We start from the raw sequence: 17,969 nt of genomic DNA, 5'->3' as shown, positions 1-17,969 counted from the left end.
CCTGTCCGGACGGCTGCCCGCGCCGGTGGCGGACCTCGGACCGACCGGGGAGCAGCGGGCCGAGCCGACCGCCGTATCGGCCTGTGGTCCGGGCCCCGACGGTTCCCGTCCGAGGCCCGGCCCCGGCGGGAGGGGAGAGCTCAGGACGGCGGTGCCTGTGTGGGCGGAGCGGATCGGCTGCCGTCCTCCAGGTAGGGGTTGTAGCCGCCGTAGTGGCGGTGCGGTGCGGGGATCCGCTGCGGAGCGGGCCCGCCGTAGGTCTGCCGGCGTGGGAACTGCGGTTGCGGCCCGTGAGCGCGCATCCGGCCCGTGGTGCGTGCCGCGAACGTCAGGGCGGGACCCGCGACCTCCCGGCGCTGCCAGAGGTGGTGCAGCAACTCCTGCTCCCGGAGGGCGAAGTCGGCGTCCGCGCCGTCGTGGCGGGCCCGCCGGCGCAGCATGGCCAGGGACGTCGCGAACGACTCGTACTCCGCGACCGCCCGTGCGGCGGCCCTGCCCCGTGCGCGGTCCGGGCCCCCGCTGTGCCAGTGCCTGGCCATGTCGCGGGCCACGCCCCGCGCCCGCATCGAAGCCAGGGCGAACGGCTCGGCGGGGGTGAGCCAGCCTGCCGCCGCGTACACCGGCAGCTCCGTGGAGAGCGTCCGGAGCTCCCGCTGCCGTGACCAGACGGCCAGCCAGGTCACCAGGCCGAAGCACGGCACCATGAACGCCCCGTACACCGCGTAGAAGCCGTACGGGCCGAAGGACGACGAGCCGTTCCACAGGGCGTGCATGCCCATGGCGAGGGCGAGTCCCAGCAGCGGCAGCACGACCCGGCGCACCCGGTGGCGCGCACCGCCCAGCGCGGCGATCCCGAAGCCGATGCCGGAGAGCACCGTGAACAGGGGATGCGCGAAGGGGGACATGACCACGCGAACGAAGAACGTCCCGGCCGTCAGGGACGCGAGGCCCGTGGTCCCCAACTCCTGGTCCTCGCCGAAAGCCTGCCCCAGGTAGAGGATGTTCTCGGTGAAGGCGAAGCCGGTCGCGGTGAATCCGGCGACCACGATGCCGTCGACGACACCGCCGAACTGCCGTCTGCGGAAGAGGAAGATCAGTAGAACGGCCGCCCCCTTCGCGCACTCCTCGACGACCGGGGCGATCACCGTGGCGCCGAGGGTGTCGGCGCTCGCCGGGTCCGCGGTGGCCGTCGCTATCCAGCGGGTCGCGAAGGAGTTGGCGATGATCGCGACGAGCGCGGCGGCGCACGCCCCCCAGGCGAAGGCGAACAGCAGGTTCCGCCACGGCCCGGGCTCGACCCGGTCGAGCCACCGGAACGCCGCCATCAGCAGCGGCACGGGCAGCACGGCCAGGCCAAGACCCACCAGGAAGCCCTCGGTGCCGGTCTGTTCACGCACCAGGGCCAGGATCACCAGCCCGCAGAGCGCGAGCACGCTGATCACCGCGCCGGCGCGGAAGGCCTTGCTGCGCCAGACCATGCCGACGCGGCGCGGCCGGTAACGCCACTGGCCACGCTCCGGGACGGCACGCAGGTACTCGTCGAGCCGCTGCTCCTCGAGTACCGGGACGGCCGGCTGCTGGTGCTGCACGAACCCCTCGGACACCTGATGACCCTAACGAGGGGGACCGACAGCCCGCCACGGTGCGGTGGCCGGTGACAACCGTCGGCGGCTGATCAGCGACGGGTGAACAGCACGTCGCGCACCACGTGTCCCTTGTCCAGGCCCTGCCCCTCGAAGCGGGTCAGTGGCCTGAAACCGGGCCGGGGCGCGTATCCGCCGTCGTCCTGCGTGTTCTCGTACAGGGGGTGCGCCGTCAGCACTTCCAGCATCTGCTCGGCGTACGGCTCCCAGTCCGTCGCGCAGTGCAGGACCGCGCCCGGCTTCAGGCGTTCCGCCACGAGGTCGAGGAACTCCGGCTGGATCAGGCGCCGCTTGTGGTGCCGCTTCTTGGGCCAGGGGTCGGGGAAGTACACCCGGAGCCCGTCCAGCGCCGCGGGCTCGAGCATCTCGCGGAGCAGGATGATCGCGTCGCCGTTGGCGACCCGGACGTTGGACACCCCCGCCCGGTCGGCGAGCCCGAGCAGATTGCCCTGTCCCGGGGTGTGCACGTCGACGGCCAGGATTCCGGTGCCGGGGTCGTCGGCGGCCATCTGCGCCGTGGCCTCGCCCATGCCGAAGCCGATCTCCAGGACCACCGGGAGTCCGTCGAACAGGGTGGGGAGATCGAGGACACGGAGGCCGTCGATGTCCAGGCCCCACTCGGGCCACAGGCGCTTCAGGGCGTCCTCCTGGCCGGGGGTCACCCTGCTGCGGCGCGGCTGGAAGCTCCGGATCCTGCGCTCGTGGTGCGAACCGGCGGGGTCGGCCGCGGGACCGCCGGGGAACCGGGGCTCCTGGCGGAGCCTGCGCTGCCGTTCGAAGGCGGCGTCACGCAGCGCTCGGGCCTCCGCATCCGCTTCGGTGCCGCCGGGTGACCGGGCGCCCCGACCGGGCGACGGGGCGGGCGAACGGGGCGTGTCGCCGGGCGTCTCCGGAGTGGGGCCGGGCGTCTCTGGGGTGGGGTTCACAGGCTCAGACACAATGACCCGATTCTACGGCGGGCGGCGTCCATCCCGTCGCGCGTGCCCGTACGAGGGCCCGTCGCGCCACCTCCCTCCCGATGGGCAGGCAGGCGGTGGCCGCGGGTGACGGGGCGTTCAGCACGTGCACGGTGTGCGGGGCGTCCCGGATCAGGAAGTCGTCCACCAGCGTGCCGTCCCGCAGGACCGCCTGAGCCCTGACCCCGGCCGGGGACGGCCGCAGATCGGCCTCCGTCACCTCGGGCAGCAGCCGCCGCACGGCCCGGGTGAACGCGCTCTTCGACAGGGACCTGTGGACCTCGCCCGCCCCGTACCGCCAGTGCCTGCCGGCGATCCGCCAGGAGCCCGGCCAGGCCAGGGTGGCGGCCAGCTCCCGTGGGTGGACGACCGTGTGGCCGTACCCCTCGCGGGCCAGTGCCGGCACCGCGTTCGGCCCGACGTGGACCGTGCCGTCGACGCCCCGGGTCAGGTGCACCCCGAGGAAGGGGAACGCGGGGTCGGGCACCGGGTAGACGAGCCCGCGCACCAGCTCGGGCCTGGTCAGCTCGTAGTACTCCCCGCGGAACGGCACGATGCGCGCGCCCGGGTCGTCGCCCGCGAGCCGGGCCACCCGGTCGCTGTGCAGCCCCGCGCAGTTGACGAGCACCCTGGCCCTGACCACCTGGCCGTCCGCCGTGCGCACCGCCACGCCCCAGGGCCGCCGGTCGACCGCGACCACCTCCGCGCCGTAGCGGACGTGTCCGCCCGCGGCGCCCGTCTCGGCGGCGAGGCGCACGGCGACCGCGGTGAAGTCGCACACCCCCGTCGTGCCGACCCGGATCGCCGCGAGGCCGCGCACCCGGGGTTCGTACTCCGCGATCTGGGCCGGGCCGAGCTCCCTGACCGGCAGTCCGTGCGCCCTGCCGCGCTGGACCAGGGCGTGCAGCCGGGGCAGCTCGTCACCGGTGGTCGCCACGATCAGCTTGCCCGTCACCGCGTGCGGGATGCCGTGCTGCGCGCAGAAGTCCACCAGCTCGGCCGCGCCCCGCACGGCGTAGCGCGCCTTGAGCGAGCCCGGCGGGTAGTAGATACCGCTGTGGATCACCCCGCTGTTGCGCCCGGTCTGATGGCGGGCGGGGCCCCACTCCTTCTCCAGCACCGCGACCCGGGTGCCGGGCGCGGTGCGCGTGATCGCGTACGCCGTCGACAGACCGACGATCCCGCCACCGATCACCAGCACATCGCAGTCGTACGCCGCGTGCGTCGTCATCACGCCACCTCCCACCCCGATAGTGCACTGACCCACTGACAACGGGCTCAAACCAGGGACGGCCGAGGTGTGGCGGGCGGATGCGCCTACCGGACGGGCATACCGGGGCGATCCCGGTGGAGCGTCACGCCGGGGAGACGAGAAGCGGGCGTGCCCGTTCGCGCAGCTCGGCCACGCGCGGCTCGTCGCCGTACGGCTCCAGGCGGTGCAGCAGGTCGCGCACGTACTCGTTGGTGCGGGCCGAGGAGATGCGTCCGGCCACCTCCACCGCCCGGGTCCCCGCCGCGCAGGCCGCGTCGAGGTTGCCCGACTCGAGTTCGGCGACGGCCGAGACGACGAGCCGCAGCCCGTGCGAGCGGACGAACTCGTCGGTGGGCCTCGACAGGGCCTGCTCGGTGAAGCGGCGGACCTGGCGGGGCGCCTTGAGGTCGCGGTAGCACTCCGCGGCGTCGGCGGCGAAGCGGTCGTACGAGTAGAAGCCGAGCCACGACGGGTCCGAGTCACCGGTCCTGGACCGCTCCAGCCAGCTCTCGGCGGCCCTGAGCGCGGCCCCCGCGGCCGGTGCGTCGCCGGCCTTGGCGTGGGCGCGCGCCTCGACCAGCCGGAAGAAGCTCATGGTCCTGGCGGTGGCGAGTCCGCGATTGCGCTCCACGGCGGCCTGCGCGAGGTCCACGCCCTCGTCGGCGAAGCCCCGGTAGGTGGCCTGCAGGGACATGGACGCCAGGACGTATCCGCCCAGGGGTACGTCGGCTGCCGCACGGGACAGGCGCAGCGCCTGGATGTAGTAGCGCTGGGCGGCCTCCTGCTGGCCGGTGTCGAAGGCCATCCACCCGGCGAGCCTGGTCAGCTCGGCGGAGGCGCCGAAGAGCGCCCGGCCCACCTCGTCGCTGTACGAGCCCAGGAGGAGCGGCGCCGCGTCGACCCGTAAGCACTCCGGGACCATGGAGGAACGCCAGTCGCCGCCGCCGTACTTGGAGTCCCAGCGGCGCGCGTCCTGGGCCGCCTCGCGCAGCTTGGTCACGTCGCTGTGGCCGACCCGCAGCGGCGACACGCCCGACGCCGAGTCAGGTCCCGGCTGGACGGGGATCCCGCCCCCCTGCGCCCCGGGTGCGCCCTCCGGGCCGAGGACCGAGGCCTGGGCCGCGGTCGAGTCGCGGGCCACCGACGGATCGGCGGGTGTTATGAGCCACCGCGACGCGGGCGTCGCGTAGGCGCTCACCGCGAAGGAACCCGCGAGCGACTGCCAGATCCCGCCGCCTCCCCGCCGGCCCACGAGATCCAGCCGGTAGAGATCGGTCGCCGAACGCACCGCCTCGCCCACGTCGCGCGGGAACGCGAGGCCGACCTCGGGCGCCGGATCGGCGTCGGCCAGCCCGATCTCGTGCAGCGGGACGGGACGGCCGAGCTTGGCCCCTATCGCCGCGGCGATCAGATGAGGTGCCGCACCCTGCGGCACCATGCCCTTGGCGACCCAGCGGGCCACCGAGGTCTTGTCGTAGCGAAGGGTCAGACCGCGCTGCGCTCCGAGGTCGTTGACCCGCCGGGCCAGCCCGGCGTTACTGATTCCCGCGAGGGCGAGAACCGTGCCGAGCTTCTCGTTCGGCCCGCGTTGCTCCCTGGACATGAGCCACCCCTCGACACACAGACGGCCGCCGCGTCACCGTCGGGCGCGTGGCATTCGTACCGTGTCCTCCCCAGGTACGCTCCCGGGCACTCCGGCCGCACACGCATTTGGCCAGGCCCCGTGGAATATGCCGCCCCGCTGAGAACATTGGTAAACCCAGCGTAGTTCGCCGCATCCCTACCGTTAAGGGGCAGACCTCCGTATGGCGGGAATGTTGTCCGTGCGGGCGGGTGCGTCCCGGCCGTGCTCCTGGTGTGTGGCCGTGCGCCCGGCCGTGCGCTCTCGCCCGGCCGAATCGCAAGCGCTTCGATGGGTCCTGCGTGGGTCGGCCCGCTGAACTGGACTCGGTGGGCTGGGGGAGACCGCCGCCCCAATCCCCGCGGGCGGCGAACCGGTCCGGGAGGTGACGAACACCTCCCGGACCGTGCGCCGCACGGTGGTTCGGGGGAGTGGACGTGCGGGCCGGCGCACCGGGGGGATGCGCCGGCCGGTACGTCCGCGTGCACCGGCGAACCGTCCCCAGGCGCCGCCGCGCGACCGTGCGCGGGCCTGCCGGACCTCCGCCCGGCATGGCGCGAGGAGCCTCCCTGGCCTGTCGGAGGAAGCGAAACACGCGGTTGCGTCGAGTTCGCAGAATGGCTGAATCGCAGCGGTCGGGCCGGAGGCCGGGGAGCGGTCCGACTATGGCCGGATTGCGTCTGTTCCGTGCCCGGCCGGGGCTGGGCCCGCTTTCGGGGCCGGCCGCCGTAACTCCTTTGAACCGTACAAGTGTTACGCCGGCGGCCCATGCGGCGTGGCCAGGTCTTTGCCAGGGGCGCATGCGGGGCCGGTGTGCGCCGCCGTACCCCCTCCAGGGCGCCCTTGTCGTGGCAGCATGTCCCGCGACGGCGTCCGTGTGTCCTGGTGCGCCGTTTCGTCCACAGCCTGTGGAGGCGGCGATGCGTTGGTTGGTGGGGTGGAGCAGTATCGCCGCCAGATTCGGCACCGTGGGCGCGGTCGGCCATCACGGTGACGGGCGCACCGTCCACCCGGTGGGTTCCCAACTCCTCTGGGGAGACCCGGATCCCCTGTGGGCCGTGGGCGACTGGCGCCCCGACGAGATCCGCATCATCACGGCGGCGACCCCCGAGGGCGCGCCCACCGCGCGCCTCGCCGTGCTCGGCTGCTGCGGTGCCACCGACGAACAGCTGCGTATCGGCCTGCTGGCCGCCCGTGGCGGGGCGCTGCGCCATCTCACCGCATGGCCGGGCAGTTACACGGCCGTCGTGCAGATCGGCCGCCGCATCACCGTCGCCGGAGACCTCGCGGGGGCACGCCCCGTCTTCCACACGCCCTGGGCCAACGGCACCGCGTACGCCACCGCGGCCCTCCCGCTCGCCGACCTCATCGAGGCGCAGCTCGACATCGGTCACCTGGCGGCGCTGCTGGCCTGCCCCGAGACACCCGAGGCGCTGGGTGACGGCACCCCGTATGCGGGGGTGCGGCGTGTCCCGCCCGGGCACGCCCTGATCCTGCGAGAGGGATCGCGCGAGATCACCGGGTACGAGGCGGTCGCCTCGCTCGCGGTGGCTGCCCCGCAGACCGACCCGGTGAGCGCCGTCGAGGGCGTGCGGGACGCACTGGTCGACGCCGTACGAGCCCGGCTGACGGCCCCGCGCCATGCCCCGGGGACCCAGCCGCCCGACCCCGGGCCCGTCCCCGGGATGGGTCCCGCCGAGCGTCGCGCGGCGCGTGGGGCGCCGGTCCCCGGCATCGGTTCGGACCTCTCCGGCGGCAGCGCCTCGGCCACGCTCGCGCTGCTGGCGGCGGGGCTGCCGGGGCTGCCGGGCACGGTGCTGGGCCATGGCACGGGGGCCGGTGAGCGGCTCCTCGCCGTCACCTTCAACGACCTCTCCACGCAGGGCCACGAGGACGAGATGGAGCGGGCCCGGGTCATCGCGGCCAACCCGCGTCTGCACCATGTGGTCGTCGCGGCGGGTGAGGAGGCCCTGCCGTACGCGGCGCTGGAGAGCGGGCCCCTCACCGACGAGCCCGCGCCCTCCCTCGTCGTGGCCGAACGCCACCGCAGACGGCTCGCCGCCGGCAGCGCGGACCACTTCGTGGGCGACGGCGCCCGTCAGGTCCTGGACGCGCACCCCGCCCGGCTGGCCGACCTCCTCATGGACCGGCGCAGACGCCACCTGCTGCGGCCCGTGGCCGCGCTCGCCCGGGCCGAAGGGCCCTCCACCCACTCCCTGTTCGTCCCGCTGGTCGTCTACCGCGCCGCCCGGCGGCTGGCCAGGACGTCGTACCGCACCGGGCTCGAGACGGCGGCGTCCCTGCTGCCCGAGGCCAACCGTGACCTCCCCGGACCCGACACGCCCGCCGACGCCTCGCTCGCCTCCCTCACCTGGTCCCGGCCCGGTCCCGCCGCGCGCTGGCTCACCGGTGAGGCACTCGCGGAAGTATCGGTTCGCCTTCAGGAGGCCGCGATCCGGCCCGCCTCGGTCCAGCGTCCGGGCGAGGCCCGAGCCCGTGCCGCACTGGCACGGCACGCCGCCGACCAGCGGATCCTGGAGCAGGCCGCCGAGATCCGCAGCCAGCGGCTGCACGCGCCCTTCCTCGACAACCAGGTCGTACGGGCCGCCCGCGCCCTCCCCGAATCCCTACGGGTCCAGCCGGGCGCCAGGGCCGCGATCCTGCGCCGGGTGCTCGCGGGCGCCGGCATCCACGAGCTGCCGCCCGGGTGGGGCACCCCGTCCCAGGCCACCTCCACCGCGGCGGGCCGGCTCGGCCTGCGCGCCGCCCTCCCGGAACTGATCTCCCTCTTCGACGCCCCCCTGCTCGCCGACGCGGGGCTGATCGAGGCCCGCGTCGTACGCAAGGCCCTGCGTGCGGCGTCCGAGGGAGAGCCCCTTCCCCTGGACGGTTTGGCCGAGCTGGCGTCCACCGAGCTGTGGCTCCGCCGCCTGGTCACCCGCCGGGGCACCTGCTGGACGGGCACGGCGGCCCCGCGCCAGCGGGCGGTGGCCGGCGGCGTGGTCCCGGCCCGCCGGACGCTCCAGCCGTGACGGGCCTCCTGGACGCGACCGCGCGTCGGGGGGAGGCGCGGGGACTGCGCGACCGGCTGGGTGGGTGAGCGGGCGTACGCCGACGAGCGCGGCGCAGGGCGCGACACGACCCCGCACGACGTCCCCGAGCCGACTCGGCGCCACCGGATGGCCCGACGGTCCCACCGGGTGGCCCGACGGCCTCACCGACCGGCTCGGAGGCTGCACCGGAGAGCTCAGCGGCAGCTGATCCGGGACTGAGCCCAGTCGGCCAGTGCCACCCCGCCGAACGCCCCCGAGGGCTCCACGACGAGCCGGATCGTCTTCCGTCCCTCGATGCCGACGCTCGCCGGTGCGGCGGGGTCCCCGCTCCGGAGTACGGGAGACCGCCACAGCCGCGCTCCGTCGCCGTCGCCGTCGTACACGGAGAAGCGCACCGCGCCGAGTACCGGCGTCAGGTCGTCGACCCCGACCATCGCCTCGTAGCGGGTGCACGTCCGGTTCAGCTGGACGGTGACCGACGAGCGGGAGGGCGCGGTCACGCCGTGGGCGTAGGTCTCGGAAGCGATCGACAGCCCGCTGCGCTGCCAGAACACGCCGGTGCTCCGGCCGAGCAGGATCTCGGGCCCCGTGTGGTCCCCGAGGACTGAGTACGCCAACCGGTTCACCTGGTAGATGTCCGGTGCGGGCGGCACGGGCTCCTCGGGGGCGGGCTTCGACGGCGCCGGTGCGGGCGGTGCCGGCCGGGTGGGCGTGGGTGTGGGCTGCGTCGGGGCCGGTGTGGGCTTCGCGGCCCGTGCCGGGGTCGTGCTCGGCCCGGGGGCGGGCGGTGGTTCGGGTGCGGCGGGAGGCTCGGGCTTCGGGGCCGGCTTCGGCGGTGGCTCGGGCGCCGGTACCGAGGGAGCGGCCGCCGGTGGCTTCGCCACCGGGCGCTCCTCCGGCGCCGGGTCCTCGCCGGCCAGCGCCCACACCAGTCCGGCCGCGGCAGCCACGGCCACCGCGGCGGCGATCCCGGCCTTGAGTGGTGCGCCGAGCCCCTCCGACGCGGCGGCCCCGCCCGCCGTACCGCCGCCCGACACGCTTCCGGTGGCCGCGGCGGCGGCTCCGGCACCGGCCGCACCGGCCGCTCCGCCGGCGACGATGCCGGCGGCCTTGAGGGTGTAGCCCGCGGCGAACCATCCGATGACGGCGACCGGGAGCAGAGCGGGAATCCCGGCGTTCACACGGTCCAACTCGCCTGCGGCGATACGGCACTTCGCGCACTCGTCCAGATGTTTGCGCAGTCCGCGTTCGGCCCGGGTCCGAAGACCGCCCCGGGCATGGGCGCCCAGCCGGTCGGCGTACCGCGCGCAGTCTCCGCCGGTCGTCAGCGACTGGCTCACATGGGCCTGCAGATACGCCTGCTTGAGCCCTTCGCGTGCCCGCACGGCCAGGACGGCGGTGGCGTTGGCGGTCAGCCCGAACAGCGGGGCTACCTCGCTCGGCGACTCCTCCTCCACCGTGGTGTGCCACAACACGGCCTGCCAGCGCTCCGGCAGACTGCGGAACGCCTGCATGGCCATCGACCGGTCGGCCTCGTGCATGGCCAGCACATCGGCCCCCAGATCGAGGGTGTCGGTCTCCGACAGCGCACTGGAGCGGGTGGCCTGCGCGGCGAACACGGCGAAGTCGTCGACCAGGTGCTCGCGCTTCGCGCTCTTCGTCCACGCCGCGGCGACATGCCGGACAGCGGTCATGAGGTAGGCCCGGACGGCCTCCTCCGGCCCCTTCCCGCCGCGTACCGCCTGCAGGGTCCGTGCGAACACCTCGGCCGTCAGGTCGTCTGCGGTGTGCGCGTCCCGGCAGCACGTACGGGCGTAGCGGCGCACCGCTCCCGCGTGGCGCCTGAACAGCTCTTCGTAAGCCTGGTCGTCGCCTGTGCGCATCCCCTGGATCAACTGCCCGTCGGAGGGCCCGAGATCGGCGGACCCGGCCCGTCCCGCGCGCTGCAGCGGGACCGCGTACGCGGGGTCGGACTCCGTGTCGGGCTCGGCTTCGGGCTCGGGGTGCGCGCCATCGTCGGCGGGCGCCCAGGGGCCGGGGAGTACGGTGCCGCCCCCGGCGGAGTCCTCCGACCGGCCGGACCTGTGCCGGCCCGGCACCTGACCGGCTGACCGCTCGGCAGCCGAACCGCCGACCTGACCGCCGGTCCCCGTTCCACTGCCCTTGCCCGCGGCGGCGTTACCGCCGGCCGACTCGTTCTGCTGCGCGTCACCACTCATCGCGGAGCCCCCGTATGTGCACCCTCGGACCCAAAATACCGGGGGCAACAGTGCCACAGAGCAACGCAGCTACGAACTTTGAGCAGAGGCAACCACTCGTCCGGGGTGTCTTCCCCCGTAAGAGCGGCGTGACAGCACTCCTCGGGGGAAGAAGCGACGCCCGTGCCGGATCGGACGCCTCCGTGTCCGACCTCGACTCCCCGGCCCGACGACGCCCGGCCGGTGGGGACTTCTCCACCGGCCGGCGCGCCCGGACGGCCGCCGTCGACGCGGGACGGGATGCGTCTACGCGGGACGGGAGCGGAGCCCCTCCAGCAGGATGTCCAGCAGTCGGGCCGAGGCGGCGGCCTGGTGGGCGGGATCCGGCAACGCCGGTGCCGCAGTGGCGATCACCAGCAGCACGTCGGCCACCGTCACGTCGCCGCGCAGCTCTCCCGACTCGCGGGCCCGGTCCACCAGACTGCCCACGACCTCGAGCAACTCAGCCGCTCCCGGGGCGTCGTCCAACGCCTCCACGGTGCCGGAGTGCTGCTCGGCCACCCGGAGACCGTGCTGCTCCAGACCCTGCCGCTGATGCGGGACGCGTGTCTCGCCGTCGCCAGTGACCTGGCCCGGTATCGCGTCCGCCTCCTCGGCCTCCGCACCGACCCGCAGAACCTGCGGCGGCAGCAGCCGCCCCGCGCCCGAAGCCACCGAGGTCCGCAGGAAGCGGGAGAGCGCCGACCACGGCTCCTCCTCCTGCCCGAGGGCCGACCGCGCCTGATCGGTCAGCCGCGCGGTCTCCTCCTCGGCTATCCGGCGCACCAGCACGTCCTTGCTCGGGAAACGCCGGTAGACCGTGCCGACGCCGACCCGTGCGCGGCGTGCCACGTCCTCCATCGGCGCGCCGTAACCCAACTCGCCGAACACCTCACGCGCCGCACGCAGGACGTGTTCGAGATTGCGCTGTGCGTCCACGCGGAGCGGCACCGAGCGGGGAGCGTTCCCCGCCGGCCCGATCCCACCGACCGCAGTGCCGACCGCCGCACCGACCACAGGCACGGGGTTCATCGGCCCGTGCCCCTCGGCGACAGTGGTGGCAGCACTCTGCCCATGCAAATCCTGAATGTGCATAACTTCCCCCGGTTATGACGTCTCCCCCCGGAGACTTCCCGCCCTGTCCGCCGGTGTGTGGACCTCAGTCCGATTCCGACACCCCGACGGGGTACGAACATAGTTGAGCCCGGGTCAATTCAGAAGGGGGTAGTTCCGCACGGAGCGCCCCCCGATCGGAGCAAGGACCGGTTGGGCCCCGATTCGCCCCCCACGGGCCCACCTGTCCGCCGCACCTGACCTGCGAAGCTGCGGAGCCGCCGGGTGGCCGGGTCCCGACCCGTGATCGAAGAGCTCCGGTCACACAATTTGTCGGGCCTGTGGACAAACTCCGGAGTCCGTTGCGTCATGGGAAGGTGATGGCACCAGATTCCCGGGAGACATCCCCCGGCACCCGGCCAAATGTGCGCATTCTCGTCGTCGGCGGCGGCTACGTGGGGATGTACACCGCTCTGCGTCTCCAGCGGAAGCTGCGGCAGAGACTGAGAAGCGGCGATGCCGAGATCGTGGTGGTCACGCCCGAGCCCTACATGACCTATCAGCCGTTCCTGCCCGAGGCGGCCGCGGGCTCGATCTCACCGCGCCACGTCGTCGTGCCGCTGCGCAGGGTCCTGAAGGACTGCAAGATCGTCATCGGCGAGGCGGAGCGCGTGGACCACGCCAAGCGCACCGCGACGGTGACGACGCTCGCGACCGGCGAGGACGGCACCGGCGCCGTCGAGATCCCGTACGACGAGATCGTCATCGCCCCCGGATCCGTCTCGCGGACCCTGCCGGTCCCCGGCCTCGCGGACTTCGGCATCGGTTTCAAGACCGTCGAGGAGGCCATCGGCCTCCGCAACCACGTCATCGAGCAGATGGACATCGCCTCGGCGACCAGGGATCCGGCCGTCCGTGACGCGGCCCTCACCTTCGTGTTCGTCGGCGGTGGATACGCCGGCGTCGAGGCGCTGGCCGAGCTCGAGGACATGGCCCGCTACACCTCGCGGTACTACCACAACATCAAGCCCGAGGACCTGAGATGGATCCTCGTCGAGGCGACAGGGCGCATCCTCCCCGAGGTCGGCGAGGCCATGGGCAAGTACGCGGTCGGGGAGCTGCGCGGCCGCAACATCGACGTACGGCTCGACACCCGCCTGGAGAGCTGCGAGAGCCGGGTCGCGGTGCTCAGCGACGGCTCGCGCTTCCCGACACGCACCCTGGTGTGGACCGCGGGTGTCAAACCGGCACCCCTCCTCGCCGCCACCGACCTGCCCCTCACCGACCGCGGCCGGATCCGCTGCACCGCCGCGCTCTCCGTGGACGGGGCGCCGCACGCCTGGGCGGCGGGCGACGCGGCCGCCGTGCCGGACCTCACCTCGTCCGAACCGGGCTCGGAGACCGCGCCGAACGCCCAGCACGCGGTGCGGCAGGCCAAGGTCCTGGCGGACAACATCGTCGCCACGCTCGCCGGGCGTCCGACGGAGGACTACCGGCACTCCTACGCCGGATCAGTCGCCTCGCTGGGCCTGCACAAGGGCGTGGCGCACGTCTACGGCCGCAAGCTCAAGGGGTACCCGGCCTGGCTGATGCACCGCGTCTACCACCTGAGCCGGGTGCCCACGTTCAACCGGAAGGCACGTGTCCTTGCCGAATGGACGCTGGCCGGACTGTTCAAACGCGAGATCGTGTCCCTCGGATCGCTCGAACACCCGCGCGCCGAATTCGCCCTGGCCGCCCGGGGACACGCTCACCCGGAGCCCCCCGGGGCCACCCCGCCCAAGGACGAGGAACCACCGCGCACGTCCGGTTGACCCCAGGGCGCGCGCCCGCACCCCGACCCGTGGACCGACATGCCGGAGAACGGCCGTGATCCGGCGGCCGGACCCGTCGCCGTACCCCAACTGACAGTACGGTCGGTCACACTGGGCGTGTGACCATAGGTGGGCCCACACCTGCGCAGAGTCATCCGGCGCGTGGTCACCTAAAGTGACCGGCAGCGACGACCGACAGCACGAAGAGCCCGGCTGCGTTTTCCCGGGAGCCCCGCCCCCGCACCTTCACCCGGCACCACGACTCGCGGGGGAACGGCGCGGGACCAGCAGACGAAGCAGCTCGCCCGAGCGGACCAGACCGACACACGAGGCCAGAGAATCCGTGAACTTCACGCGCTGGAGCGCCCGCCTTCCCGGAACGCAGCGCAGAGCCGCCGCGCGGGACGACCACAGTTCCGTACCCGCCGCCCGCGCCGAGTCCGCGCGGCCGGCGAACGCGGCCACGCCTCCGCCGGAGACCGGCCCGGAACCCGTCGCCCCCATGTCCGGACCCTCCCTGGAAGGCCTGTCGGCCGGTGACCTGCTCGGGCGTCTTCCCGCCCCCGTCGCACTGCTCCACGGCCCGCAGCACCGCGTCACCTACGTCAACGCCGCCTACACGTCGGCGTTCGGGCCACGCTCCTGCGGGACACCTGCGGCCGAGGCCATGCCCGAACTCGCCGAGCTCAGCCTGCTGCCGCTCCTGGACCAGGTCCTGCGCAGCGGTACTTCCCGCACGGTCAAGTCCCGCAAGGTGCTGGCCGGCAGCTCGTACACCGTGACCTGCACCCCCGTGGCCTCCGGCGACGCGGACGGTGAGCCGGGAGTCCTCGTCTACGCCACCGATGTCACCGACCACGCGGAGGCCGCGGAGCGACTCCGCTCCAGCGAACGCCGCCACCGCGAAACCGCCGTCACCCTTCAGCGCTCCCTGCTGCCGCAGGACCTCGAACAGCCGGACGACCTGCGCATCGCCGCCACGTACCAGCCGGGCGGCACGGACGCGGCGGTCGGCGGCGACTGGTACGACGTCATCACGCTCGGCGCCGGCCGCACCGCGCTCGTCATCGGCGACGTGATGGGCCGCGGGGTACGCGCCGCCGCCGTCATGGGGCAGCTGCGCACCGCGGTCCGCGCCTACGCCCGGCTCGACCTGCCGCCGCACGAGATCCTCCAGCTCCTCGACGTCCTCGCCGCCGAGATCGACGCGAGCCAGATCGCCACCTGCGTCTACGCCGTGCACGACCCCAACGAGGGCCACCTCGTCTACGCCTCCGCCGGGCACCTCCCGATCCTCGTGTGCGACGAGGACGGCACGGTCCACCGGGCCGAGGAGACCCCCGGCCCCCCGCTCGGAACGGGCGGCTGGGTGCACACCTCCGGGACGATCGCCCTGCCGCCGGGCTGCACCGCCGTCCTCTACACGGACGGCCTGGTCGAACGCCGCAGCGAGGACATCGACGAAGGGGTCGCCTCCCTGGAGCGCGCCCTGTCCGGTGCCAAGGGATCGCCCCAGGTGGTCTGCGACCGGCTGATCCGTTCGATGGGAGTGACCGCGGAACACGACGACGACGTCGCCGTGCTCGTGGTCCAGCACCCCGCCAGGACCGGCCCGAGTGCCGAGCTCTTCCACAACGCCTCGCTCGAACTCCTCGGCGGCATCGAGGCGGCGCCCAGGGCCCGGGCCTTCGCCACCGGCGTCCTCGCCTCCTGGCGGTTCCCCATGGAGCTCTGCGACCTCGGTCTTCTCGCCGCGAGCGAGCTCGTGGCCAACTCGCTCCAGCACGGCACTCCGCCCATGCGCCTGGGCCTGCGCCGGACCGACCGCCGCCTGATCATCGAGGTGACGGACGGGGACGACCACCTGCCGCGCCGCCGCCGGGCGGAACCCGCCGACGAGGCGGGACGCGGAATCTCCATCGTCGCGACCATCGCCTCGTCGTGGGGCAGCCGCCGTACCCCCGGAGGGGGCAAGGCGGTCTGGTGCGAGTTCGCGCTCCCCGGCTGAGCCCGACTCAGCGGACGGCTGCTGCGGCGGCCTCGCCCTCCGGCAGCGACATGGCGACCACCCGTGAGGGCACCGCCACGAGCGACGGCTGGTCCTGTACGGGCGTGAGCCGCCGCCCCAGTTTGAGCGCCAGCACGGTGATGCCCAGCGAGAACAGCACGAAGGTCACGATGTACGGCCCGTGCAGCGTGGCCCCCATGGGCCCGCCCACGGCCGGTCCGACCGCCAGCGCGAGCTGCTTCACCAGCGCGAAGGCCGAGTTGTACTGACCGACCATGGCCTCCGGTGCCAGATCGGCGACGAGCGGGGCCACGGTCGGAGACAGCATCGCCTCCCCGAGACCGAACAGGGCGTACGTCGAGATCATCGCGGCCGTCGCCATCGTCCGGCTGCCGTGGCCGAGTCCGGCGTAACCCGCCACGATCCAGGCGAAGGCCCAGATCAGACCGACCCATGCGATGACCCGGCTGCGCCGCCGCCGCTCGACGAGGCGGAGCACGACGAACTGCGCGACCACGATGACCGCCGTGTTGGCCGCCAGTGCGATCCCCAGGGTGGATGTGTCGATGCCGGCGGCCTCGGTGCCGTACGCGGCCAAGCCGGACTCGAACTGTCCGTAGCAGGCGAAGAAGATCACGAAGCCCAGGACGCACAGCTGGACCATGGCTCGGTGCGAGAGCAGCGCGCGCATCCCCGCCTTGGGCGCGGTGCCGTCGGTGGGCACGGCGCCGGTGATGGACGGGGCACGGGGCATCCGCACCGTGGCGGCGACCACGCCGAGCACCAGGAACATCGCCGCCTCGACGAGGAAGAGCAGGGTGAAGCTCGATGGACGGTCGACGTCGACCAGCTGTCCGCCCACCAGGCCACCGATGCCGAGGCCGAGGTTCTGCAGGAAGAACTGCATGGCGAAGGCACGGGTACGGGTCGCCGTGCTGGAGCACCACACCAGCATCGTCGCGAGCGCCGGCTGCATGACCGCGGTGCCCGCGCCGAGCACCGCCGCGGAGAGCACCGTGGAGACCACACCGTTCGACACCCCGAGCGCGCAGGCACCGACGGCGGCCGCAACGGCGGCGACGACCAGCACGGGCAGCGGCCCCCGCCGGTCGATCGCCCGACCGGTGAAGGGCAGTACGGCCAGCGCGGCCATGGCGAAGACAGCCAGCACGACACCTGCCGTACCGGCGCCGAGATCCCGTACCTGCGCCACGTAGACGTACAGATACGGAACGGTGAACCCGAGGCCGAACGCGCTCAGCGCGCTTCCCAGCTGGATCCGCCGCAGCGCTGCACCCATCTCCCTGGTCACACTCACCTACCCAAGACTCGAGAACGTCGAAGGACGTCGAAGGACGTCAAGAACACAGACTCGTAGACTTTAGCACTAAAATTAAAGATTGAACTCTTCAGGATGAAGGACTTCGACGACCACGAGGGGCGTGCGATACTGCCCGCCATGTCTGAGAGCACCGAGCAGCCCGAGCTCCAGGAGCCGAGCCTCGACGAGCAGATCGCGGCCTATCAGCGCGAGTTCCGTGATCTCGACCCCCAGGTCGAGCAGATCGTCTCCGCACTGGGCCGGCTGAATCGCCGGATGAACGTCGCGTACGGCAGACAGGTCGCCGCGCTCGGCATCAGCAGCACCGAGTGGGAGGTGCTCAAGACCCTCGTCCTGGCCGGTACCCCTTACCGCCTGGGGCCGGGCGAACTGGCCAAGCGCCTCGGGCTCACCCCGGCCGCGATGACACACCGGGTCGACCGCATGGCGAGCGAGGGGCTCGTCACCCGGGACAGGGACGAGAACAACCGGGTGCGGGTCATCGTCGAACTTACCGACGAGGGCCGAACCAAATGGCTCGAGGCGATGCGGATGGCCACGACCTTCGAGGAGGACCTGCTCCAGGACCTCTCGGGTGATGAGCGCGGGTCCCTCGGCGAGATACTGATCCGCCTCCTGCGCCGCGTCGAGCACGAGCAGCCGGACGCCGGCGGCCGGCTCACCGACCTGGATTGACGGTGCTCCGACGGGGTACATGTATGGGTTGACACAGCCCGCCCGTCTCCGTAAGGTTCTTCGAGTTGTCACGGCGTCGGTACGGCTCCGCGGCAGCGATCCCGCCGCGGATGCGGCAACCAAACTCAGTACGACCTCCCGTCGGGAAGAATTTCGGCATGTCCGAATTCAATTCGAAGGCTCGATTATGAGTCACCGGGGGAATCCGCTAGAGTTTGGGCGTCGGAACGGCCCAACGGCCGGGAAGGCAAAGCCCGCTGACTGGGAATCAGGCCCGAAAGGATCTGATAGAGTCGGACTCGCCGGAAAGGGAAA

11 protein-coding genes are annotated in these 17,969 nt (G+C 73.0%); 4 read left to right on the top strand and 7 right to left on the bottom strand.

The features are described 5' to 3' along the window. Window positions 1-140: 140 nt before the first annotated feature. From AB0I83_RS23375 to AB0I83_RS23360, 4 genes are all read right to left on the bottom strand, one after another. Entirely contained in the window at window positions 141-1,604 is a 1,464-nt protein-coding gene (locus tag AB0I83_RS23375; protein ID WP_363305988.1) for a PrsW family intramembrane metalloprotease, read from the bottom strand. A 71-nt stretch (window positions 1,605-1,675) separates the two neighbouring features. Continuing rightward, window positions 1,676-2,581 carry a tRNA (guanosine(46)-N7)-methyltransferase TrmB gene (trmB, locus tag AB0I83_RS23370; RefSeq protein ID WP_356537980.1) on the bottom strand — a complete coding sequence of 302 codons (906 nt, stop codon included), beginning with the start codon at window positions 2,579-2,581 and terminating at the stop codon, window positions 1,676-1,678. Next, on the bottom strand, window positions 2,574-3,830 hold the full coding sequence (gene lhgO / locus AB0I83_RS23365) for an L-2-hydroxyglutarate oxidase (RefSeq protein WP_363305987.1): 1,257 nt from the start codon (window positions 3,828-3,830) through the stop codon (window positions 2,574-2,576). The genes trmB and lhgO overlap by 8 nt, the downstream gene beginning before the upstream one ends. Window positions 3,831-3,954: 124 nt before the next feature. Further along, window positions 3,955-5,454, bottom strand: coding sequence for a sporulation protein (locus AB0I83_RS23360; RefSeq protein ID WP_356537984.1), 1,500 nt, complete (start codon window positions 5,452-5,454; stop codon window positions 3,955-3,957). A gap of 938 nt (window positions 5,455-6,392) precedes the next feature. On the opposite strand from AB0I83_RS23360, the gene AB0I83_RS23355 reads away from it, so the two are divergent. After that, on the top strand, window positions 6,393-8,504 hold the full coding sequence (locus AB0I83_RS23355; protein WP_363305986.1) for an asparagine synthase-related protein: 2,112 nt from the start codon (window positions 6,393-6,395) through the stop codon (window positions 8,502-8,504). A 215-nt stretch (window positions 8,505-8,719) separates the two neighbouring features. Here AB0I83_RS23355 and AB0I83_RS23350 read toward each other — a convergent pair whose 3' ends face one another. Together AB0I83_RS23350 and AB0I83_RS23345 are read right to left on the bottom strand one after the other, a co-directional pair. Further along, window positions 8,720-10,744 (bottom strand): sigma-70 family RNA polymerase sigma factor, encoded by a 2,025-nt coding sequence (locus tag AB0I83_RS23350; RefSeq protein WP_363305985.1) that lies wholly within the window; start codon window positions 10,742-10,744, stop codon window positions 8,720-8,722. 285 nt (window positions 10,745-11,029) lie between these two features. After that, window positions 11,030-11,857: a helix-turn-helix domain-containing protein gene (locus tag AB0I83_RS23345; RefSeq protein ID WP_356537990.1), complete on the bottom strand. Its 828-nt coding sequence runs from the start codon at window positions 11,855-11,857 to the stop codon at window positions 11,030-11,032. Between the two features lie 338 nt (window positions 11,858-12,195). Here AB0I83_RS23345 and AB0I83_RS23340 point away from each other — a divergent pair, with 338 nt between their 5' ends. Beyond that, complete coding sequence (locus tag AB0I83_RS23340; protein ID WP_356843358.1) at window positions 12,196-13,629, top strand: NAD(P)/FAD-dependent oxidoreductase; 1,434 nt, start codon at window positions 12,196-12,198, stop codon at window positions 13,627-13,629. A gap of 343 nt (window positions 13,630-13,972) precedes the next feature. Further along, on the top strand, window positions 13,973-15,637 hold the full coding sequence (locus AB0I83_RS23335) for a SpoIIE family protein phosphatase (protein WP_363305984.1): 1,665 nt from the start codon (window positions 13,973-13,975) through the stop codon (window positions 15,635-15,637). Window positions 15,638-15,644: 7 nt separating this feature from the next. Here AB0I83_RS23335 and AB0I83_RS23330 read toward each other — a convergent pair whose 3' ends face one another. Beyond that, complete coding sequence (locus tag AB0I83_RS23330) at window positions 15,645-16,937, bottom strand: MFS transporter (RefSeq protein WP_356537996.1); 1,293 nt, start codon at window positions 16,935-16,937, stop codon at window positions 15,645-15,647. 159 nt (window positions 16,938-17,096) lie between these two features. On the opposite strand from AB0I83_RS23330, the gene AB0I83_RS23325 reads away from it, so the two are divergent. Then, a complete protein-coding gene (locus tag AB0I83_RS23325) occupies window positions 17,097-17,654 on the top strand; it encodes a MarR family transcriptional regulator (RefSeq protein ID WP_356537995.1) in 558 nt (185 codons plus the stop codon). Window positions 17,655-17,969: the final 315 nt, after the last annotated feature.

The sequence above is a fragment of the Streptomyces sp. NPDC049970 genome (genome assembly GCF_040660235.1).
Classification (GTDB): domain Bacteria; phylum Actinomycetota; class Actinomycetes; order Streptomycetales; family Streptomycetaceae; genus Streptomyces.
The sequence above is the reverse complement of the archived record's forward strand: the minus strand, read 5'-3'. Positions and strand labels throughout refer to the sequence as shown.

What these genes read in the sequence shown, in the direction of transcription:
- lhgO (WP_363305987.1), bottom strand. Translation starts at nt 3,830, where the DNA reads ATGACGACGCACGCGGCGTACGACTGCGATGTGCTGGTGATCGGTGGC.
- AB0I83_RS23360 (WP_356537984.1), bottom strand. Translation starts at nt 5,454, where the DNA reads ATGTCCAGGGAGCAACGCGGGCCGAACGAGAAGCTCGGCACGGTTCTC.
- AB0I83_RS23355 (WP_363305986.1), top strand. Translation starts at nt 6,393, where the DNA reads ATGCGTTGGTTGGTGGGGTGGAGCAGTATCGCCGCCAGATTCGGCACC.
- AB0I83_RS23350 (WP_363305985.1), bottom strand. Translation starts at nt 10,744, where the DNA reads ATGAGTGGTGACGCGCAGCAGAACGAGTCGGCCGGCGGTAACGCCGCC.
- AB0I83_RS23330 (WP_356537996.1), bottom strand. Translation starts at nt 16,937, where the DNA reads ATGGGTGCAGCGCTGCGGCGGATCCAGCTGGGAAGCGCGCTGAGCGCG.
- AB0I83_RS23340 (WP_356843358.1), top strand. Translation starts at nt 12,196, where the DNA reads ATGGCACCAGATTCCCGGGAGACATCCCCCGGCACCCGGCCAAATGTG.
- AB0I83_RS23325 (WP_356537995.1), top strand. Translation starts at nt 17,097, where the DNA reads ATGTCTGAGAGCACCGAGCAGCCCGAGCTCCAGGAGCCGAGCCTCGAC.
- AB0I83_RS23345 (WP_356537990.1), bottom strand. Translation starts at nt 11,857, where the DNA reads ATGCACATTCAGGATTTGCATGGGCAGAGTGCTGCCACCACTGTCGCC.